We start from the raw sequence: 20,864 nt of genomic DNA, 5'->3' as shown, positions 1-20,864 counted from the left end.
CAACCTGCACTTTAAGTCTTGACGCAAACGGTTGGAGTCGGCCACTGTGTACACATGTTCACCGAAACTTTGAGCCGCCGAGTACGGCGCTCCGCCCTGGTTGGCATCCTCACCGGCCCGCATGGCGTGGACCGGTACACCGAGGTTTTCGACCGCACCTGGACTGTCAACGATGCCCGCGCCAAGGTCGTCGCGGTCCGTCGGCAGACGCCGCGCAGCGTCACCCTGACCCTGCAGCCCAACGACGCCTGGCAGGGCTTCAAAGCCGGCCAGCACATCAACCTGACCGTCGAGATCGACGGCCGTCGCCGCACCCGGTGCTACTCGCCGGCCAACTCCGAGGGCAGCCCGGTCATCGAACTGACCGTCGGCCTGCACGACGGCGGCCTGGTCTCCACCCACCTGTTCGAGCACGCCGAGCCCGGCATGGTCGTCCACCTCGACTCCGTCGGTGGTGACTTCGTCCTGCCCGAGCAGCGCCCCCGGCGCATCCTGCTGGTCTCCGGCGGCAGCGGCATCACCCCGGTGCTGTCCATGCTGCGCACCCTGCGTGAGGAGAACTTCGACGGTGAGGTGGCCTTCATCCACTACGCCCGCAACCCCGAAGAGGCCGCGTACGCCACCGAGCTGGCCGCCACCCCCGGCGTGAAGGTGCTGCACAGCTACACCCGGTCCAACCGCGGCGACCTCAGCGGCCACTTCGGCCCGGATCACCTGGCCGCCGCCATGCCGAACCCCGATGCGGTGTTCGTCTGCGGCCCGCCGGCACTCGTCGATGCGGTCAAGGACCTGCTGCCGGGCGCGCAGTCCGAGAGCTTCGTGCCTCCGGTCATCGCGGTCCCGACCGAGGCCTCCGGAGGCAGCGTCGCCTTCACCGAGAGCAAGGTCGACGTCGTCGACGACGGTCGCTCGATCCTCGAGCAGGCCGAGGCCGCCGGCCTCAACCCGACCAACGGCTGCCGCATGGGCATCTGCCACACCTGCACGCGCAAGAAGATCAGCGGCCCCGTGAAGAACCTGATCACCGGCGCCGTCTCGACAACCCCCGACGAAAACATCGAAATCTGCGTGACCGCCCCGTGCGGCGACGTCCAGATCGACCTCTAGACCACCCACCCAGCCCACACACAAAGGAGACGAACCATGGCTCAACGTCCCGCCCCCATGACCGCCGAGCAGTTCGACGAATTCGGCCGCGCGCTCGACGCCATCCGCGAACGCCACCTCGCCGACCTCGGTGACCGCGACTCCGACTACATCCGCAACATCATCGCCATGCAGCGCAAGCTGGAGGTCGGTGGCCGCGCCCTGCTGTTCCTGCCGCCGGCCTGGCCCATCGGCACCGTGATGCTCGGCCTGTCGAAAATCCTGGACAACATGGAGATCGGCCACAACGTCATGCACGGCCAGTACGACTGGATGGGTGACCCGGCGCTGCGCGGCCAGAACTTCGAATGGGATTCGGCCTGCCCGTCCAACCAGTGGCGGCACTCGCACAACTACATGCACCACACCTACACCAACATCGTCGACATGGACCGCGACATCGGCTACGGCATCCTGCGCATGAGCGAGGACCAGAAGTGGAGCCCGTACTTCCTGGGCAACCCGGTGTACGCCTTCCTGCTGATGGTGTTCTTCCAGTACGGCGTCGCGCTGCACGAGCTGGAGGCCGAGCGCATCCGCACCGGTGAAATCCGCCTGCGCGACAAGAAGGACATGCTGCGCGAGATGTGGGCGAAAGTCCGTAAGCAGACCATCAAGGACTACGTGGCGTTCCCGCTGCTGGCCGGGCCGTTCCTGCCGTTCGTGTTCGCCGGCAACATGACCGCGAACCTGATGCGCAACGTGTGGTCGTACGTGATCATCTTCTGCGGCCACTTCCCCGAGGGCACGCACGAGTTCACCATCGAGGAGACCAAGAGCGAGACCCGCGGCCAGTGGTACTACCGCCAGCTGCTGGGTTCGGCGAACCTGTCCGGCGGCAAGTGGTTCCACATCTTCAGCGGCAACCTGTCGTTCCAGATCGAGCACCACCTGTTCCCCGACATCCCGGCGCACCGCTACGCGGAAATCTCGCCCGAGGTCAAGGCACTGTGCGAGAAGTACGACCTGCCCTACAACACCGGCCCGATCCACAAGCAGTTCTTCTCGGTGGTCAAGAAGATCTGCCGCCTGGCCCTGCCGGACTCATGGCTGACAAAGCGGGCACCAGAAGGTGATCCGGTCACGGAGGTTGTTGAGGTCGCCGACGACGTCGAGGTTCTGGTGCCGGTTCCGGTCGCCTGATTCGATCAGCGTCCCGCACCTGCGACACGCCTGCCCGGCCCGGCCGTAAACCCAGAGTTGACGGCCGGGCCGGGTATCGCCCGTTGTAGTCCTGCTCCATCGGTTTCTGTTCAGCCACAACATGTCCCGGGCCCGCTGCGCCAGCCGCAGCGGGTCTTTCACTGTGCTGACCGGGGCGGTCGGGCGGCGGCCGACGATGAAACACAGCTCATTGGCGTAGACGTTGCCGACGCCGGCGAGGTTGCGTTGGTCGAGTAGTGCTTCATGCAGTGGCCGGTCGGGGTCCTGGGTGAGGTTCTGGGCAGCCCGGTGTGGATCCCAGTCCGGGCCGAGCAGATCCGGGCCGAGGTGCTTGACGGGCTCCTCGTCGTGGTCCCGCTTGAGGACTTCCAGGATGCCGAGTTCTGAACCCACCGCTTGAATGTCCTTGGTTTCCAGGATGATTCTCGTCTTGTGGTCGGGCCGGCGGGGCCTGGTGTTGACCTGCCACTTGCCCTCCATCTTGAGATGCGAGTGGATGCTGGCTTCGGCCGTGCGGATGAACAAATGCTTGCCGCGGCTGATGACGTCCTCGACCGTCTGGCCCGTGAGGTCGACGGTGGCGAACTTCGGGACGCGAATGTCGCAGCGCGTCAGCGTCTTTCCCTGCAGCGCCTCACGGAGGATCGCTGCGGTGTGAAAAACGGTGTCGCCTTCGGGCATCAGCGGATGTAGGCGTGGGCTCGGGTCAGCGCGCGTTCGGCGTCGTGCGCGATTTTCTGGACCAGGGGAGCGGCCAGTTCCAGCTCGTCGATCAGGTCGAGGGCCTCACCGGCCCAGATCGGCACGTAGTCCATGTCCAGCTCGGCGACCTTGGTGCGGAACTCGTTTTGTGCCTTGGGATCCGCGTCGAGCTCGGCGTCGCGGTCCTGCCACGTGTCGGTGAAGACGCTGCGCAACGTGCGCGCCGGATACTCGGCGGGCCAACGCGTTTCGACGGGCCGGGCGGCGATGTCGATGGCGCGTCCGCTCGTGGTGTCCGCCGCCTTCGCCTTGAGCATGACCTTCGACTCGGCGGCGCTGAGCAGGGACTCGTGGGTGGCCTCGAATCGGGTGCCGATCATGGCGCCCGCGGCGCCGAGCGTCAGTGCAGCGGCCAGGCCGCGGCCGTCTGCAATCCCACCGGCGGCAAGAACCGGGATGCCGTGCGCGATGTCGACGACCGCGGGGACGAACGGCAACGTCGACCGGCCGCCGTGGTGGCCCCCGGCTTCCCGGCCCTGCGCGACCAGCACCTGGACTCCGGCGTCGAGGGCCTGCTTGGCCTCATCGAGGCTGTGGACCTGGGACAGCAGCGGAATGCCGGCGTCGTGGATCGCTTTGGCGAACGGGGCCGGGTCGCCGAACGACAAGATGATGGCGGCGGGCTGCTGCGCGATCACCCAGTCGATGATCTCCTGATTGACCGCCCAGGTGAGTAGGCCGACGCCCCAGGGTTTTTCGGTGCCCTGCTTGGCCAACTGGCATTCGGTGGCGAGCATCGTGAGGTCGCCGCGGCCGCCGCCGATCAGGCCCAGCCCGCCACCCTCCGACACCGCGGCTGCCAGCCGGCCACCGGATACGTCGCCCATCGGGGCCAGGACGATCGGGTGCTCGATGCCGAACAGTTCCGTCAACGGGGTGTGCAGGGCCATGGCTTCACTCTAGGACTCGGTGTGAGCGGGTCCCGCGGCCGCGGAAGTTGACCTTGCCCCCGGCGGCAATGTTTACCCTCTCGATTGAGGACATTGACCATGCAGATTTCCGAGCTGGCCCGGCGGACGGGCGCGTCGACCAAGGCCGTGCGGTACTACGAGGACCTCGGCCTGCTGGCGCCGTCGCGCCTGCCCAACGGCTACCGGGACTACTCCGAAGAGGATGTGCAGATCGTCAGCGAGGTGCGTGCTCTCGCCGCCGTCGGCATCGCCCCGTCGAAGGCCGGACCGTTCATCGACTGCCTTCGTCATGGCCACGAACACAGCGACGAGTGTCCCGAGTCGCTCGTGGCGTATCGGGACAGCATCGCCGTCCTCGACGAGACCATCGCGTCGCTGACGCGGCGCCGACACGACCTCGCGGCGCGGCTCGACGCGGCCGCATGCCGAGCATTCGACAAGAAGGACGAACCGTTGACAGATTTCACGACGCTCCCCGCCGGCCTGCCTGTCCCCGAAAACGACGGTGCCGCTGATCATCTCGTCGGCCTGGAGGTCCCCGACATCACGCTGAGGTCGAGCGGCGGCGGGGAAGTCCAGCTGCGGCAGCTGCCGGCGGGGCGGACGATCGTGTATCTGTATCCACTGACCGGCCGTCCCGGTGCTGACCTCCCCGCGGGCTGGGATGCGATTCCCGGGGCCCGAGGGTGTTCCACCGAGGCATGCGACTTCCGTGACCACTTCGCCGAACTGAAAGCCGCTGGGGCGAGCCAGGTCTGGGGAATGTCCAGCCAGGACGTCGACTATCAGGCGGAAGTGGTGCGGCGGCTGCGGCTGCCGTTCCACATGCTGTCCGACGAGACGTTCGTTCTGGCCGACGCGCTGCGGCTCCCGACGTTCGCTGCCGACGGGCATCCGCGCCTCTACACCCGACTCACCATGGTGATCTGCGACGGCCACATCGAGCACGTCTTCTACCCGATCTTCCCGCCGAACACGCACGCGCAGCAGGTGCTGGACTGGTTGCGCGCGCACCCGGCCTAGCGTCTGCTGCTCGCGCGGCCCTGGCGGATCGCCCTCTGGCGGAGCGTCGTCAGCGGTACGCTCGGCTCGACATCGAGCGGGAGACGTCTGATGACAGAAGCATTTGTGCTTGGTGGTGTCCGCACTCCATTTGCGCGGTACGGCAGCTCGCTGTCGCACATCCGCACCGATGACCTCCTCGGAATGACGATGAAAGGCGCGTGCGAACGCGTCGGCGTCGAACTCGGCGCCATCGAGGACGTCGTCGCCGGTTGTGTGAACCCTGCCCACGAGGGGATGGGTGACGTCGCCCGCTGGGCGGCGCTCGCCGCCGGATTCCCGGACACCGTGGCCGGGACGACCATCAACCGGTTCTGCGGTTCGTCGCTGAGCGCCACGATCAACGTCGCGCACGCGATCCGGGCCGGCGACCTGGGCGTGGGGATGGCATGCGGCGTCGAGTCGATGTCGCGATCGGGCTGGGCCTACATGAAAGGCGACGCACCGTTCGCGCCGCGCGGGCCGGTCATCCTGCTCGACACCATGTGGGCCGGTGCCGGCGGCCCGCCCAACCCCGCGCTGTTGGCGCGCAACGCCTACATCAGCATGATCGAGACCGCGCAGAAGGTGGCTGATCGCTACGGGATGACGCGCGAGGAGATCGACGCCTTCGCGCTGCGCACGCAGCGAAATGCCAAGGCGGCCCGCGATTCCGGGCGCCTGGCCAAGGAGATCATGCCGGTCGAGATCACCGCGACGAAGAAGGCGCCGGCGCGGCTTTTCGAGCACGACGAATTCATCCGCGACGAGACCACGGCCGAGCAGCTGGCGGCACTACGACCGCAGCCGGGTACGACCCAGATGACCGCGGCCAATTCGACGCCGCTCACCGATGGCGCCAGCGCCCTGGTACTGGCGTCGGGGGAGCGCGCGGCGGAACTCGGCGTCGAGCCGTTGGCGCGGGTGGTGTCCTCGGCGGTGTACGGGATCGACCCGCTGTTCATGGGGCTGGCACCGGCGTGGGCCCTGCCCCTGGCCATCAAACGTGCCGGTCTGACGCCTGAGCAGATCGATGTCTGGGAGGTCCACGAAGCGTTCAGCGCGCAGGCCCTCGGGGTGTTGCGCGAGCTGCCCAATCAGCTCGACGGATTCGTCGTGCCCGACGAGAAGCTCACACCCAACGGGGGCGCCGTGGCGATCGGCCACCCGTTCGGCGCCACCGGTGCCCGGTATGTCCTGACCCTGGCCACCGAACTGCGCGAGCGCAATGCCCGCTACGGAGCCATCGGCGTCTGCGTCGGATCGGGTCAAGGCGTTGCCATTGTGCTCGAAAATCCCTCTGCTGCTTGAGGAGTAGGCGAGCGACTGGGTGCGATTTTTTGTCGTACCCCTCTGGTTTGATGGTGTTATGTCCAGCAGCGCAACGGCTTTCGATGTTGAGTCGTCGCCGTGCGAGCGGATGGATGCGTACTTCGCCGAGATCGGTGAGCTGACCGGTCAGCGCAACGCGATCGACGCGCGGCTGGTGCAGATTGCCGCCGAGATCGACCGGGACGGGCTCTGGGGTGCCACCGGTGCCCGGTCGATGGCGTCGTTGATGGCATGGAAAACCGGTGTCTCGCCGCGTAATGCGGAAGTGATGATGGCGGTGGAGCACCGGCTCGAGGAGTTCCCGCGCTGCGCCGAGGCGATGCGCCAGGGGCGGTTGTCGCTGGATCAGGTCGGGGTGGTCGCCGAACACGCGGCCGACGGTTCTGATGAGCATTACGCGCAGTTCGCCGAATCCGCCACGGTGACCCAGTTGCGGACGGCGGTGAAGCTGGAGCCGCGCCCGGAGCCTGAGCCGCAGCCGGAGGTGCCGCGGTCGATCGCCAAGACCAGCCATGACGATGGCTCGGTCACCTACAAAATCCGGCTACCGAAGTTGGAGGCGGCGAAGTTCGATGCGGCGCTGGCGTCGCATCAGGATGCGTTGGTCGCGGACTGGAAACGCGACCACGAGGACACCGAAGGGCAAGTGTCGGAGCAGGCACCGCCGTTCCCGAACCAGGTGGATGCGTTCATGAGCGTGGTGGAGGCCGGTTGGGATGCCGACGTGGCACGCCGTCCGCATGGGCAGCGCACCACCGTGGTGGTGCACGTTGACCTCGAACAGCGCACGGCCGCCTTGCATGTGGGGTCGGTGCTCACCGAGGAGGAACGCCAACTGCTGTTGTGCGATGCGACGTGCGAGGTGTGGCTCGAGAGGCACGGTCAGCCGTTCGGGGCCGGGCGCAGCACCCGCACCATCAGTCGCCGGCTGCGCCGCGCGCTGGAACACCGCGACCGCTGCTGCCGGGTCCCCGGGTGCGGGGCGACCCGCGGCTTGCATGCGCATCACATCATTCACTGGGAGAACGGCGGGGAGACCGAACTGCACAACCTGGTGTTGGTGTGCCCCTACCACCACCGCCTGCACCACAAAGGCATCATCACCATCACCGGACCGCCCGACCGACTCGTCGTCACCGATGCCGCGGGCCGCCCACTCGACGGCGGATCCCTGGCCCGGCCACCCACCACGGCCCGCCCTGATGTGCCGCCCTGCCCCGGACCCACCGGGGAACGCGCTCAATGGTGGTGGTACCAACCCTTCGAACCACCACCCACACCGTCGACCAACTAGGGCAGCAGCGGCAGCCGCCACAGCGGTGCGCCGGGTTCGAGGAACCACAGCCGCGTCGCGGTCAGACGCAGAATCCGGATGGCGCCGGTCATCATGAGCACCGCCAGCGGCAGTTCGATCAATACCGCGGTGACCAACGGCACCGTCGAGTCGTGGCCGAAATCGGACGTCATGACGTCGAACCAGGCATCACAGACCAGCAGCACCCCGGTCGTGAACGCGGTGAGCAGCACGAGTTGACGACGCAACCAGCCCAGCACCGCGGTCGTGGCCATGAAGGCGACGAGGAGACCGTCGAAACCGATCCAGGTCGTCGGCCAGTTGTGCGCCGTGTAGGTGTCCGGAAGCGTGAATCCGAGGTAGACGACCCACGGAATCAGCACGATGCAGCTGCCGGTCATCACCGTCAGCCGGATGCGCCGCATTCTCCTCGCCATCGCAGGCGGGAACACTTCATCCAGTGGACGCTGCAAGCGCATGATCAGGTCGTGCCGCTGCGCCGGCGTCATCGCGGCGATGGCGGCGTCTGACAACCCACTTTCCATGCGGTCGATACTGCCGAACGTCTTGCCGGAGGCCTAGCGCAGCCGCAGCCCTCGCGGCGTTCGGGAGAAACCGGCGTCGGCAAGCGCGGCGTGGACCTCGGCCTGCGCCGCGTCGGGGGTAGGGGCCAATACCGGCTCCCCGTTGACCTTCTCGATCAACAGCGACTGCAGCCGACCGGTGCTCACCAGCTCGGCCAGCGCACCGGCCGCCGCGCGTTGTTGTTCCGGGGTGGCGCCGAACGACAACAACGATTTTCCGCCGCGCTCCAGGAACCACACCAACTCGCCGTCGACCAACGCGACCAGCGCGCCCGCCTTGCGGCCCGGCCGGTGGCCGGCTGCCTCGGGCCAGGGGAGCGCGACGCCGTAGGGATTTCCCGGGTCCGTGGCGGCGAGCACGATGGCGGTGTAGTCGGGGCTGCTCTGGTCGACGTTGTCGAGATAGTTGCGCAGCCGGTCCACCGTCGAGGCCACCGCGAACTGTGCACCACCGAGGGACTCGATGAAATACCCGCGCTGGCAGCGTCCGGCCTCCTCGAACGCGGTCAACACTTTGTAGAGGGTGGCGAACCCGCCGGGCAGACCGTCGGCCGCGCCACGCGTGACGACGCCATAGCGGTTGAGGAGCAGCTCGGCCTGAAAGTGTGCCCGTGTCGTGGATTCCGGCTCAGCGGGTGGCAGGGCCGACCACCGGCCGGCGACAGTGGGATCGACGGTGCGGGCCTGCGGCCGGGCGACGCTGTACCGGCTGAGCCGGGGCGGACGCTGCTGCCGCTGCCGGTGCGATCCACCGGGTTTGCGTCCCGCGTTGCCGAGGAGCGCCCGTACCGGCGCGAAGGTATCACCGGTGACCCAGCCGGCCCAGATCAGTTCCCACAGTGCCTGTTTCGCATCGGTGCTGTCCTCTGCTGCGAGTTGCCGGAAGAAGTAGGCGCCGCCGTTGCTCAGCGTGTCCAGCAGCTCGCGGTGCGCGTCGGTGAACTCGATCTCGGTGCCCGGCGCCAGTGACAGCGGCGCGGTGTCGGCTCGATGGAAGACGACCCAGCCGTCGTTGGCGCCGATCTGGCCGGCGCCCGACCAGGTGACCTCACCGGAGGCCAGCAGTTCGTCGAGCATCGCCGGCTGATAGTCCGACACCCGCTGGCCGAACACGAGCGGCTCGACCGCGGACGCCGGAATCGGCACGCCCGCAAGCTGTTCGATGACCGACGCCAGGCCGTCGATGCCGCGGGCATCACCGAACTGCTGCCAGGCCGGCAGAAACCGGGCGTACGCGGCGGTGCTGACGGGTTCGATCTGGGCCCGCAGTGCGGCCAGCGACCGGCGCCGCAGAATCTTGAGCACCGTGGCGTCACACCACTGCTGGTCGACGCTGTCCGGCAGATCGGTGAACTCACCGCGAATGAGCTTGCCGTCCAGAACCATCCGACTCAGGGCATCAGCGGTCACCCGGTGACCGAGACCGAACCGGGCGGCGGCCTGCGTCGTCGTGAACGGGCCGTTGGTTCGGGCGTAGCGGCCGAGCAGTTCACCCAGCGGGTCGGTCACCGTGGCGGTGAAACTGGCCGGCACGCCGACCGGCACCGCGACACCGAGGCCGTCGCGCAGCAGGCCCATGTCTTCGACGGCGGCCCACCAGCTCTGGCCGGCGAAGGTCACCGAGACGGCGCGCTTGGCAGCTTGCAGGGTGGCGCACCAGGCCTCGACATCGCTTGCGGTGCAACGCTGCCGGAGTTCCTCGGTGGTGAGCGGCCCGAGCAGCCGCAGGAGGTCGGCGATGCCTTCGGCGTCGCGCGCGGCCCGGTCTTCGGTCAGATGTTGCAGTTGCCGGATGGTGGCGGTGACCACGTCCGGGTCGAGCAGTTCCCGTAGCTCGACGCGGCCCAGGAGCTCGGCCAACAGGGTGGCGTCCAACGACAGTGCGGCAGCCCGGCGTTCGGCGAGCGGGCTGTCGCCCTCGTACATGAACGCGCCGACGTAACCGAACAGCAGCGATGCGGCGAACGGCGACGGCGTGGCGGTCTGCACGTCGAGCACCCGGATGCGGCGTTGTGCGACGCGGCGCATCAACTCGATGAGCATCGGCACGTCGTAGACGTCCTGTAGGCATTCCCGCACCGTCTCCAGCACGATCGGGAAATCCGGGTACTTGCGGGCGATGTCGAGCAGCTGCGCGGCGCGCTGCCGCTGATGCCACAGCGGCGACCGCTTGCCGGGATGGCGTCGCGGCAGCAGCAGCGCCCGTGCCGCGCATTCACGGAAACGCGACGCGAACAGTGCCGACCCGCCGACCTCAGCGGTGACGATGGGCTCGATCTCGTCGGCATCGAAGACGAAAATGTCTGCGCCGGGCGGGTTTTCCCCGGTGTCGGGCAGCCGCAGCACGATGCCGTCGTCGGATGCGGTGGGCTTCTCGTCGATGCCGTACCGCTCCATGATGCGTCGGCCGACCGCCAGCGCCAGCGGCCCGTGCACCCGCAGCCCGTAGGGGGAGTGCAGGACGATCCGCCAGTCGCCGAGCTCGTCGCGGAACCGTTCCACCACGAACGTGGTGTCGGTGGGCACCGTACCGGTGGCCTGCCGCTGCTCGTCGAGCAGCTGCCACAAGTTGTCGGTGGCGTAGCCGTTGAAACCCATTGTGCTGCAGTAGTCGTCGAACTCGGCGCGAGGCAGTCCGGCGAGCTTCCCGGTGAAGGCGCCGATCGCCGCACCCAGCTCGGCGGGACGGCCGACGGCGTCGCCGCGCCAGAACGGCAACCGCGCGGGCTGGCCGGGCGCGGGCAGCACCAGCACCCGGTCGTGGGTGATCTCGGTGATCCGCCAGCTGGTGGCGCCCAGGGAGATGACGTCGCCGGGCCGTGACTCGTAGACCATCTCCTCATCGAGTTCACCTACCCGCGAAGGCTTTTCGTCACCCGTGGCCAGGTAGACGGTGAACATGCCGCGGTCCGGGATCGCCCCGCCGGACGTGACCGCCAGCCGTTGCGCGCCCGGCCGGGCGGTCAGGGTGCCGGTGTCGCGGTCGTAGACCAGACGCGGCCGCAGCTCGGCGAACTCGGTCGAGGGGTACTTGCCGGCCAGCAGGTCGAGCGTCGCTTCGAAGGCGGTGCGCGGCAGGGCGGCGAACGGGGCACTACGGCGGACGGCTTCGAACCAGCGGTCGGCATCGAGGGGCTCGAGAGCCGCCGCCGCGACGGTGTGCTGGGCCAGCACGTCGAGGGGATTGGTGGGCACCTGCAGGGTCTCGATCTCGCCCGCGCGCATCCGCTGCACGGTGACGGCGCAGTCGATCAGATCGGTGCGGTGCTTGGGCAGCAGCACACCCTCGGAGATTTCACCGACCTGGTGGCCGGCGCGGCCGATGCGCTGCAGACCACTGGCCACCGAAGGCGGCGCCTCGACCTGGATGACCAGGTCGACGGCGCCCATGTCGATACCGAGTTCCAGGCTGGAGGTGGCGACGACGGCTTTGAGCCGGCCGCTCTTGAGATCCTCTTCGACCTGCGCCCGGGCCTCCTTGCTGACCGAGCCGTGGTGGGCCTTGGCCAGCAGGCTCGGCGCGCCGAAGGTCTGCCCGCTGGCCATGAGGTTGGCGGGCGCGCCGCCACCGACCTGCGGGTTGCGTTCATTGGGCAGTTCGATGCCCGAGCGGGCGGCGTGAATCTCGTTGAGCCGCGCGGTGAGCCGTTCGGCCAGGCGCCGGGAGTTGGCAAACACCAGCGACGAATTGTGTGACTCGATCAGGTCGACGATGCGTTCCTCGACATCGGGCCAGATGGTGCCGCCGTCGAGGTTGGCCATGTCCGGCACCGGTACTTCGACGCTCAGGTCGAAGGTCTTGGCGGCCGGCGGTTTGACGATGCTGGTGGGGGCCGCTCCCGACAGGAACCGGGCGACCTCCTCGGGTGGCTTGACGGTCGCGGACAGGCCGATCCGCTGGGCGGGCTTGTCGAGCAGCTCGTCGAGACGTTCCAGCGACAGGGCCAGGTGTGCGCCGCGCTTGGTGGCGGCGACGGCGTGTACCTCGTCGACGATGACGGTCCGCACCGTCGCCAGCGTCTCGCGGGCTGCCGACGTCAGCATGAGGAAAAGCGACTCGGGTGTGGTGATCAGGATGTCCGGCGGCGTCGCGATCAGCTGGCGCCGCTGCGCCGGCGACGTGTCACCCGACCGCACCCCGACGGTGATCTCGGGCGCGGGTGCGCCCACGCGCTCGGCCACCCGCGTGATGCCGGTGAGCGGCGTGGACAGGTTGCGCTCGACGTCGACCGCGAGGGCCTTCAGCGGCGAGACGTAGAGGACTTTTGTGCCCTTGGCGCCGTTGGTGTTGGCGGGCTCCTGCGCCAGCTGGTCGATGGCCCAGAGGAACGCCGCCAACGTCTTGCCGGACCCGGTCGGGGCGATGACCAGCGTGTTGTGGCCGTCGGCGATGGCCTGCCAGGCCTGCTCCTGGGCCGGGGTGGGCGTGCTGAAGGCAGCCGCGAACCACTCCCGGGTCAGGTCACTGAACCTGTCGAGTGGATTCACGTGTCCATACTGCCCGTCGGGTCTGACATGCCTGAGGGATTTGTGCACGAAAATCCGCGGTCAGCGCGGAAAATCGTGCACAAATCGCAGGTCAGAGGGTCCGCTGGTAGCGCCGCATGCCGGCGATCCAGCGGTCGTAGTCGGCGCCCTTGTGGCGGTACATCTCCAGCACCTCGGGGTGCGGGAGGACCAGGAACGTGCCGTCCTCGATGGCCTTGACCACCAGGCCGGCGACGTGATCGGGCCCGACGACGTTACCCGCGTGGGTCACGGCGTTGCCGGCCACCCGGATCGCGGAATCGGGGGAGTCCGTCATGCCGCGCAGCAGGGGCGTGTCGACACCCATCGGGCAGACGCAGCTGACGCCGATGCCCTGGTCGCCGTACGTGATGGTCAGCCACTCCGCGAACCCGACGGCGGCGTGCTTGGTGACGCTGTACCCGGCCGCACCGAGCTGGGTGAGCAGGCCGGCGGCGGAGGCGACAGCGACGAAATGCCCGCCGCCGCGCTCGACCCATTCCGGCACAAGGGCTTTCGCCGCGCGGATGTGCCCGCGCAGGTTGATGTCGATGATGCGGTCCCAGGCGGCTTCGTCGTCGCCCAGTCCGGGTTCGCCGGTGATGCCGGCGTTGGCGACGTAGATGTCGACGGGCCCGTACGCCGCGCGGGCGGCGTCGAGCAGTGTCGCGATGCCGTCGACCGACGACGCGTCCGCGCCGATGCCGACGCCGCCGTAGCCCGCGGCCGTCTCGGCGGCGGCTTCGGCATTGATGTCGCCGGCCACGACCGATGCGCCCGCGGCCGCCAGCGCCGTCGCGATGGACCTGCCGATGCCCGAGCCCGCTCCGGTGACGACGGCCACCGCACCTTCGATCTTCACGGGCTCATGTCTACCTCAGCCGAACTGCACGCCTTGAGCCAGCGGCAGTTCCGAGGAGTAGTTGACGGTGTTGGTGGCCCGGCGCATGTAGGCCTTCCAGGAATCGGAACCGGATTCGCGGCCGCCGCCGGTCTGCTTCTCGCCACCGAACGCGCCGCCGATCTCCGCGCCGGAGGTGCCGATGTTGACGTTGGCGATGCCGCAGTCCGACCCGTCGGCGGCCATGAAGCGTTCGGCCTCCCGGATGTCGGTGGTGAAGATGGCCGACGAAAGGCCTTGGGGAACAGCATTGTTGAGAGCGATGGCCTCGTCGAGGGTGTCGTACGTCAGCACGTACAGGATCGGCGCGAACGTCTCCTGGTGCACGATGGCCGTCTGCCCGGGCATCCGGACCACCGCCGGCGTGACGTAGTAAGAGCTGGGGTGCAGCTGGACGCGTTCGCCGCCGGTCACCTCGCCGCCTTCGGCCTGCGCCTGTTCCAGCGCGCCCACCATGTCGCGGTACGACCGCTCGTGGATCAGTGGCCCGATCAGCGTTCCCTCGGCAGACGGGTCACCGACGGGCAGGCTCTGATACGCGGTGACGATGCGCTGCACCAGCGTGTCCACCACGCTGTGGTGCGCGATGACGCGGCGCAGCGTGGTGCACCGCTGGCCTGCGGTGCCGGCGGCGGCGAACACGATGCCGCGCACCGCGAGATCGAGATCGGCCGACGGCGTGACGATGGTCGCGTTGTTGCCGCCGAGTTCCAGCAGCACCTTGCCGAACCGCTGGGCCACCCGCGGGCCGATCTCCTGACCCATCCGCACTGATCCCGTCGCACTCAGCAGCGCGACGCGGGGGTCGTCCACCAGCTGTTCGCCGATGTCGCGGCCGCCCAGCACCAACCGGCCGACATGCGCGGGTGCACCGACGTCGGCCGCGGCGCGCTCGAGCAGCGCCTGGCAGGCGACGGCGGTCAGCGGGGTGAGCTCGGAGGGCTTCCACACCACGGTGTCGCCGCACACCAGCGCGATGGCGGCGTTCCAGGCCCACACGGCGACGGGGAAATTGAACGCGGTGATGACGCCGACGATCCCCAGCGGATGCCAGTTCTCCATGAGCCGGTGGCCGGGCCGCTCCGAGGCGATGGTGCGCCCGTACAGCTGGCGCGAGAGACCGACCGCGAACTGGCAGACATCGATCATCTCCTGCACTTCGCCGAGGGCCTCGGAGGTGATCTTGCCGGCCTCGATGGTCACCAGCGTGCCCAGATCGGCCTTGTGCTCGACGAGCAGCTCACCCAGCCGGGCCACGAGCGCGCCGCGCACCGGTGCCGGGGTGGTGCGCCACGTGGAAAAGGCCTGCGCCGCTTCGGCGATCGCCGCATCCGTATCGGCGGAGGTGCTCTCCGGAATGGTGAAGAGCACTTCGCCGGTGATGGGCGTGCTGGCGTGCAAGCCGTGGTCGCCGGGCTCACCCAGTGTGACGTGGGCACCGACGGCCTGCAGCGCGGTACGCACGCGGTCGCGGAGTTGATCGGCAGTCGGGAGGAGATTCTGCACTTGCGGTCGAAGGGGAGTCATGATGCCGCTTTCTCGTAGAGGTCGTACGGGTCATGGATGTGATGGCCGATGGCACCGGCCATCCAGTCGAGGCTGTAGTCGGAGTGGTCGTCGGCGGCTGCCGGCTGCGCATCCCGGTCCAGGTTCGACCGGAAGATGCCGGCCGCGGAGGCCGGCAGGAAGTCCTCGTAGACAACGGGTTTCGTGGGGTCGCCGCCGCGGTAGTAGGCCAGGCCCTGTGTCGCCATCTCGGCGTCGGTGGCGGGAAAGTACCGGTCCCAGTTTTCCTGGTCGGCCATCGCGGCGTCGTAGCGCTCCCGGCCGGCGCGGGTCAGCGCCACTCCGCGGGCTTCGACCTCACCGAAGCGCACTCGCAGACTCCCGTCGAACACCGTGCCGTCGGGGTTGCGGAACGTGCGTGGCTCGGCCAGGGCCCGAAACGAGGTCTGCCGCAACAGGACCTGCGGTCCGGCTGTGTGGGGCGGACCTTGGATCGCGTCGATCATGGTGATGCCGCGGTCCGTCATCCGCCGGTACAGCTCGTCGATGTCGAGCACGCGCGGCGTCAGATGGTTGATGTGGGTCGTGGCCACACCGGCGATGTCCGCGGCGACGGCCGAGACCTCACTGAGTTCGTCGTACCAGGCCTTGTCGATCGGCGTGCGGGACAACGCGAAAGCGGCGGTGCAGCGGCGGACGAAATCGTCGGCATCATGGTCCGGGCAGCCGTCGGCGGCGATCCGGCGGGCCTGGGCGATCAGCGCTGGGTCGAACAGCCGGCGTTGCCCGAGGAACCGCTGCACCCGGGCGCGCAGATCGGGGGAGAAGAAGCGGGCATCCTCGGTGGCCAGCATCGAGGTGAACACCCGAAACGGGTTGCGGTCCAGCTCTTCTGCGTCGATGGGACGGAACGCGGTGGAGACCACGGGCACCGGTGAGGCGGCCTCGCGCAGGTCGTAGAAGCCGACGGGGTACATGCCGAAGGCTGCGAAAAGGGCTGCGACGTCAGCGACTTCGGCGGGGCTGCCGACTCTTATCGCGCCGTGGCGTTCGGCGGTCACGCGGTCGAGGGAACCGAGCCGGCCGTCGGTGGCGCAGTCCCGGTTCACGGCCGTGCTGACCTCGACCAGCGTGGTGTACGCCGGAACCTCGGTACCGTACATCCGCGACAGCGCGGCGGCGAACGCGGCGCGCAGCTCCCAGGTCTGGACCGTCATGGCACGACCTGCGGGTAGTCTCCGGCCATGGCCGAAGCCGAGCAGCTAGACGATGTCGACCGAATCCTGGTGCGGGAGCTGATGGCCGACGGCCGCGCGACGCTGGCACACCTCGCGACGGCGGCGGGACTGTCGGTGTCGGCGGTGCAGTCGCGCGTGCGCAGGCTCGAATCCCGCGGAGTGATCACCGGATACACGGCGCGGATCAACCCCGAGGCCGTCGGCCACATGCTGTCGGCGTTCGTTGCGATCACCCCACTCGATCCTTCCCAACCTGATGATGCCCCGGCGCGGCTGCAACCCTTCCCCGAAATCGAGTCCTGCCATTCGGTGGCCGGCGAGGAGAGTTACGTCCTGCTGGTGCGGGTCGCCTCGGCGCGGGCGCTGGAGGGCCTGCTGCAGCGGATCCGCACGGTCGCCAACGTTCGCACGCGAAGCACCATCATCTTACAGACTTTTTACGATGATCAGGTGTCACTACCGGAATAGTTCCTGTCAGATGGCGGGCAAGCTGTAAATATTGCGTTAGAATGGCGCCATGACCGCTGTTCTGACTTCTGGTGACGGGCTGTCGGCGAGCAGCGCCCGCGACGTGCGCGACGTGCTGGGGCGCAGCATCCTGACCGACGGCCTGGATCTCGTGCTCGATCTGGACCGGTCGGGTGGCTCGTATCTCGTCGACGCCCGTGACGGCACCCGGTACCTCGACATGTTCACGTTCTTCGCGTCGTCGGCGCTGGGGATGAACCATCCGGCGCTCACCGATGCGGCCTTCCGCGCCGAACTGGCGCAGGCGGCGGTGAACAAGCCGAGCAACTCCGACGTGTACAGCGTGCCGATGGCGCGCTTCGTGCAGACGTTCGCGCGGGTGCTCGGCGACCCGGCGCTGCCGCACCTGTTCTTCGTCGACGGTGGGGCGCTGGCCGTGGAGAACGCGCTGAAGGTGGCGTTCGACTGGAAGAGCCGCCTCAACGAGTCGCGCGGCATCGACCCGGCGCTGGGCACCCGGGTACTACATCTGCGCGGCGCGTTCCATGGCCGCAGTGGCTACACCATGTCGCTGACCAACACCGACCCCAACAAGGTCGCCCGGTTCCCGAAGTTCGACTGGCCGCGTATCGATGCCCCGGTGGTGACGCCGGACGCGGATATCGTTGCGCTGGAACGTGAATCGCTGCGCCAGGCCAGGGCGGCCTTCGAGGCGTACCCGCACGACATCGCCTGCTTCATCGCCGAGCCGATCCAGGGTGAGGGTGGCGACCGGCACATGCGTCCCGAGTTCTTCGCGGCGATGCGGGAGTTGTGCGTCGAGTACGACGCGCTGCTGATCTTCGACGAGGTGCAGACGGGCGTCGGGATGACCGGAACCCCTTGGGCCTACCAGCAATTGGGCGTCACACCCGACGTCGTGGCGTTCGGGAAGAAGGCCCAGGTGTGTGGTGTGATGGCCGGTGGTCGCGTCGATGACGTCCCCGACAACGTCTTCCGCGTCAGTTCACGGATCAACTCCACCTGGGGCGGCAACCTGACCGACATGGTGCGGGCCCGCCGCATCCTCGAGGTCATCGAGGCCGATGGGCTGATCGACAACGCCGTGCGCATGGGCTGGTACCTGGTGGGGCAATTGCGCTGCCTGGCAAGCGAATTCCCGGCGCTGGTACTCAATCCGCGCGGGCGTGGGTTGATGTGTGCGTTCAGCATGCCGTCGGCTGCGCAGCGCGACGAGGTGATCAGGCGGCTGTGGCAGCACCATGTCATCCTGCTGGCCAGCGGCACCGACTCCGTGCGGTTCCGGCCGGCGCTGACGGTGTCGCGGACCGAGATCGATGAAGCGGTTCAGGCGGTGCGGGACGTGCTAGCGGCGCTCTAGGACCTGCTGCCGGATCAGTCCGCGCAGCCGGGTCAGCTCGCTGCCGCTGACGAGAGTGCAGTCGTGCAACTCGGCCAATTTCCGTGCGGCCGGGGTGAAGTCGTTGTTGGTGACCACCATGGTGTGCGCGCAGTCCTGCATGGGTGCGCCGGCGACGACCTCCTGGACGGCGCCGGGGCCGACGGGCCGGGACAGCCGCTTGCATTGGATGGCAAGGCGATTGGGCCGCGTCCCGACGATGAGGTCGACGCCCCAGTCTCCCGACAGCTCGGTCATGATGACGGGGACGCCGCAGGACCGGGCGATCCGGGCGACGTAGTCCTCGAATTCGGTGCCGGACATGTCGTGCACGGGATCTTCGTGGCGGCTCGGGGTGCGCATCCCGGTGATGACGTGCGGAACGGCGGCGAGGAGCAGCGGCACGCCGACGGCCACGCCCAGCGCCGGTTCCCAGGTCCAGCCGTGCAGATACGCCGCGCCGCCCGAGAACAGCCCGGCCGCGCCCAAGAGTTTCATCCGCACGCCAGGCATCGTAGGGCCAACCCCTGACAGGTCTTTACAGAACGGCACCTGTTTACTACCGTGCGTAGTAGAGGTGATCCGAATGACTGGTGAATCCAGGAATTGGCAACGTAACTTCGATTGGGCCGCAGGCTTTTTGGCTGTCGCGCTGCTGCTGCACGGCGCTGATCACATGCGGCGGGGGATGAACGTCGTCCCACCGGCGGTGATGGTGGGCGGCACGCTGCAGCTGATTCTCGCGGCGGTCACGATCACGTTGGTGTTCAAGCGGAACCGGTGGGCACCGCTCGCGGCGGTCGGTATCGGCTATGCCGGCGCGGTGGGATTCGCTGCGGCACATCTGCTTCCGAAGTGGGGATTCTTCAGCGACAGCTTCATCAATGCGCCGCCGTGGGCGCGCGTGACGGCGTTCTCGTGGGTGACCGCGATTCTGGAGATCGCGGCCAACCTGGTGTTCGGCACCATCGGCCTGATGCTGGTGCGAGAGCGGCGCGCGACCGCAAGTGCAATCTGAGGGTTGCAGTACGGGCTGGCGTGTGCAACTCTGGAGTTGCACATCACGTCGCTCGAAGGGGAATCATGGACACGCTGGACATCACCCGCAGCATCGACATCAACGCGCCGATCCAGCGGGTCTGGGATGCTCTGACGAAAGCCGAGCTCATCGCGCAATGGTTCGGTGACGCAGCCGAACTCGAGCCGATCCCCGGCGGCACCGGGTTCTTCGGCTGGAACGCCCACGGCAAGTTCCGGGTCGTCGTCGAGAGTGCCGAGGCGCCGCACACGCTGGTCTATCGGTGGGCGCACCGCGAAGCCGACGCCGACCCGACCCCGGAAAACTCCACGGTCGTCCGCTTCGACCTCACCGAGATCGACGGCGGCACCCGGCTCGATCTGCGCGAGACGGGTTTCGAGAACCTGGCCGATCCGCAGACCGCGCACTCCGAGAACAGCGGCGGCTGGACCGCCGAACTCGACGACCTGGTGGCGTACCTGCAGGCGGCGGTGTGACCGACACCCACATGCCGGCGGTGCTGGCGGTGCTCGCCGACGAGACCCGGTGGCGCATCCTGACCGAGCTGGGCGCCGACGACCTGTCGGCGAGCGCGCTGGCCGGCCGGTTGCCCGTGAGTCGGCAGGCCATCGCCAAGCACCTGTCGGTGCTGGCCGATGCGGGGCTGGTCGAGCCCGTCAAAGTGGGGCGGGAGATTCGCTACCGGGCGCTGGGCGCCAAGCTCAGCGCCCTGGGCAGTGAGCTGGAAACCCTTGGCAGGCAATGGGATCGGCGTCTTGCCGCGATCAAGCGGATCGCCGAGGGCCCACTGGCGCCCTGAGGCCACCAGGCGCATACTGGGGTTGGCGGTGATAGTGATGCTCAGCCCGACAACCGATCGCTTCCGCGACGACGATCCCAGCGTGCATCAGGCCGCGCGATTCGGTCTGGTGATGGGGAGCGTCGGCGTCGGATTCATGGTGCTGGCGGCCGTCTGGGTCCGGCACTGCCACGGTTACGACACCGCCGCGTGCAGCATGCCGTACCGCACCGTCCTGGCGCTGGCAGGCCCGCTGTTCCTGTTCGGCAGCGGGGTGTGGGCCTTCGTGCGCACCTACCGGGCGTGGCGCGGCGACAAGGTCTGGTGGGCCTGGCAGGGCGCCGGGTGGTTCCTGTTGCTGCTGATGGCCATCGTGTTGACGATGAGCCTGCCGGTGCTGCTGTTCTGACCGTGACGTGTCAGCCCAGCATCGCGGCCGCGAAGCGGCGCACGGATTCGACGCCCGTCGCGGCGGCGTCGTCGAACCCCTCGCGGGTGCGTACGGAAATCTCCCGCGTGGCGGGGTCCAAGGTGATCTCGGCCAGCAGCTCGCCGGTCGTCGGCTCGCAGACCGCCCACGAGTACAGCGTGTCGGATTCCCATTGCGCCGTACGGGTTTCGACGTGATCGGGGGAGTGCTCACCCAAGTCCGCGAGTGACGGCCGGTCATCCATGCGGTCGTCGGCACGCAGGGCGCGCAGGTACCAGGCTCCGGCGTTGATTTCGATGGGTTCCATGACGCTCCTCAAATGCAACTCAGGGCTGCGATCCGCGGTGGATCGCAGCCCTGAGTCG

The 20,864-nt window shown here is 68.2% G+C and carries 20 protein-coding genes; 11 read left to right on the top strand and 9 right to left on the bottom strand.

The features are described 5' to 3' along the window. Positions 1–54 precede the first annotated feature (54 nt). Both ACJH6I_RS05935 and ACJH6I_RS05930 read left to right on the top strand, forming a co-directional pair. On the top strand, positions 55–1,107 hold the full coding sequence (locus ACJH6I_RS05935; RefSeq protein WP_318986400.1) for a ferredoxin reductase: 1,053 nt from the start codon (positions 55–57) through the stop codon (positions 1,105–1,107). Between the two features lie 36 nt (positions 1,108–1,143). Beyond that, complete coding sequence (locus ACJH6I_RS05930; RefSeq protein WP_318986401.1) at positions 1,144–2,289, top strand: acyl-CoA desaturase; 1,146 nt, start codon at positions 1,144–1,146, stop codon at positions 2,287–2,289. Here the strand turns inward: ACJH6I_RS05930 and nei2 are convergent. Then, positions 2,191–2,991 (bottom strand): endonuclease VIII Nei2, encoded by an 801-nt coding sequence (gene nei2, locus ACJH6I_RS05925; RefSeq protein ID WP_318986402.1) that lies wholly within the window; start codon positions 2,989–2,991, stop codon positions 2,191–2,193. The genes ACJH6I_RS05930 and nei2 overlap by 99 nt on opposite strands. Beyond that, positions 2,991–3,962, bottom strand: coding sequence for a nitronate monooxygenase (locus tag ACJH6I_RS05920; protein ID WP_318986403.1), 972 nt, complete (start codon positions 3,960–3,962; stop codon positions 2,991–2,993). The genes nei2 and ACJH6I_RS05920 overlap by 1 nt, the downstream gene beginning before the upstream one ends. 99 nt (positions 3,963–4,061) lie before the next feature. Between ACJH6I_RS05920 and ACJH6I_RS05915 the strand changes: the two genes are divergently transcribed. From ACJH6I_RS05915 to ACJH6I_RS05905, 3 genes are all read left to right on the top strand, one after another. Beyond that, complete coding sequence (locus tag ACJH6I_RS05915; RefSeq protein WP_318986404.1) at positions 4,062–5,006, top strand: MerR family transcriptional regulator; 945 nt, start codon at positions 4,062–4,064, stop codon at positions 5,004–5,006. A gap of 90 nt (positions 5,007–5,096) precedes the next feature. Further along, entirely contained in the window at positions 5,097–6,335 is a 1,239-nt protein-coding gene (locus ACJH6I_RS05910; RefSeq protein WP_318986405.1) for a thiolase family protein, read from the top strand. Positions 6,336–6,393: 58 nt separating this feature from the next. Next, positions 6,394–7,650 carry an HNH endonuclease signature motif containing protein gene (locus ACJH6I_RS05905; RefSeq protein ID WP_318986406.1) on the top strand — a complete coding sequence of 419 codons (1,257 nt, stop codon included), beginning with the start codon at positions 6,394–6,396 and terminating at the stop codon, positions 7,648–7,650. Here ACJH6I_RS05905 and ACJH6I_RS05900 read toward each other — a convergent pair. The 5 genes from ACJH6I_RS05900 to ACJH6I_RS05880 all read right to left on the bottom strand — a co-directional run bounded on the left by ACJH6I_RS05900 (position 7,647) and on the right by ACJH6I_RS05880 (position 16,364). Continuing rightward, positions 7,647–8,195 carry a hypothetical protein gene (locus ACJH6I_RS05900; protein ID WP_318986407.1) on the bottom strand — a complete coding sequence of 183 codons (549 nt, stop codon included), beginning with the start codon at positions 8,193–8,195 and terminating at the stop codon, positions 7,647–7,649. The two genes, ACJH6I_RS05905 and ACJH6I_RS05900, sit on opposite strands and share 4 nt — an antisense overlap. 33 nt (positions 8,196–8,228) lie before the next feature. Beyond that, a complete protein-coding gene (locus ACJH6I_RS05895) occupies positions 8,229–12,722 on the bottom strand; it encodes an ATP-dependent helicase (RefSeq protein WP_318986408.1) in 4,494 nt (1,497 codons plus the stop codon). A gap of 91 nt (positions 12,723–12,813) precedes the next feature. Further along, a complete protein-coding gene (locus tag ACJH6I_RS05890) occupies positions 12,814–13,602 on the bottom strand; it encodes an SDR family oxidoreductase (protein ID WP_318986409.1) in 789 nt (262 codons plus the stop codon). Between the two features lie 15 nt (positions 13,603–13,617). Then, a complete protein-coding gene (locus ACJH6I_RS05885) occupies positions 13,618–15,168 on the bottom strand; it encodes an aldehyde dehydrogenase family protein (protein ID WP_318986410.1) in 1,551 nt (516 codons plus the stop codon). Further along, positions 15,165–16,364: a VOC family protein gene (locus tag ACJH6I_RS05880; protein WP_318986411.1), complete on the bottom strand. Its 1,200-nt coding sequence runs from the start codon at positions 16,362–16,364 to the stop codon at positions 15,165–15,167. Before ACJH6I_RS05880 ends, ACJH6I_RS05885 begins: the two co-directional genes overlap by 4 nt. Positions 16,365–16,391: 27 nt before the next feature. Here ACJH6I_RS05880 and ACJH6I_RS05875 point away from each other — a divergent pair, with 27 nt between their 5' ends. Next, entirely contained in the window at positions 16,392–16,853 is a 462-nt protein-coding gene (locus tag ACJH6I_RS05875; RefSeq protein WP_133426946.1) for an Lrp/AsnC family transcriptional regulator, read from the top strand. A 49-nt stretch (positions 16,854–16,902) separates the two neighbouring features. Then, positions 16,903–18,234: an L-lysine 6-transaminase gene (lat, locus tag ACJH6I_RS05870; protein ID WP_318986412.1), complete on the top strand. Its 1,332-nt coding sequence runs from the start codon at positions 16,903–16,905 to the stop codon at positions 18,232–18,234. Here lat and ACJH6I_RS05865 read toward each other — a convergent pair. Then, positions 18,220–18,765 carry a restriction endonuclease gene (locus ACJH6I_RS05865; RefSeq protein ID WP_406783837.1) on the bottom strand — a complete coding sequence of 182 codons (546 nt, stop codon included), beginning with the start codon at positions 18,763–18,765 and terminating at the stop codon, positions 18,220–18,222. The two genes, lat and ACJH6I_RS05865, sit on opposite strands and share 15 nt — an antisense overlap. Positions 18,766–18,838: 73 nt before the next feature. Here ACJH6I_RS05865 and ACJH6I_RS05860 point away from each other — a divergent pair, with 73 nt between their 5' ends. The 4 genes from ACJH6I_RS05860 (at position 18,839) to ACJH6I_RS05845 (ending at position 20,478) form a co-directional block, all read left to right on the top strand. Continuing rightward, positions 18,839–19,270 carry a hypothetical protein gene (locus ACJH6I_RS05860; protein ID WP_318986413.1) on the top strand — a complete coding sequence of 144 codons (432 nt, stop codon included), beginning with the start codon at positions 18,839–18,841 and terminating at the stop codon, positions 19,268–19,270. A 65-nt stretch (positions 19,271–19,335) separates the two neighbouring features. Then, positions 19,336–19,767 (top strand): SRPBCC family protein, encoded by a 432-nt coding sequence (locus ACJH6I_RS05855; RefSeq protein ID WP_318986414.1) that lies wholly within the window; start codon positions 19,336–19,338, stop codon positions 19,765–19,767. An 11-nt stretch (positions 19,768–19,778) separates the two neighbouring features. Continuing rightward, entirely contained in the window at positions 19,779–20,090 is a 312-nt protein-coding gene (locus ACJH6I_RS05850) for a metalloregulator ArsR/SmtB family transcription factor (RefSeq protein ID WP_318986450.1), read from the top strand. A gap of 37 nt (positions 20,091–20,127) precedes the next feature. Then, positions 20,128–20,478 carry a hypothetical protein gene (locus tag ACJH6I_RS05845; protein WP_318986415.1) on the top strand — a complete coding sequence of 117 codons (351 nt, stop codon included), beginning with the start codon at positions 20,128–20,130 and terminating at the stop codon, positions 20,476–20,478. Between the two features lie 10 nt (positions 20,479–20,488). Here ACJH6I_RS05845 and ACJH6I_RS05840 read toward each other — a convergent pair whose 3' ends face one another. Next, positions 20,489–20,806 (bottom strand): hypothetical protein, encoded by a 318-nt coding sequence (locus tag ACJH6I_RS05840; protein WP_318986416.1) that lies wholly within the window; start codon positions 20,804–20,806, stop codon positions 20,489–20,491. Between the last annotated feature and the right edge of the window lie 58 nt (positions 20,807–20,864).

Source organism: Mycobacterium sp. SMC-13 (assembly GCF_045311035.1).
Classification (GTDB): domain Bacteria; phylum Actinomycetota; class Actinomycetes; order Mycobacteriales; family Mycobacteriaceae; genus Mycobacterium.
Note: the sequence above shows the minus strand (reverse complement) of the source record. Positions and strands in the feature narration are given on the sequence as shown.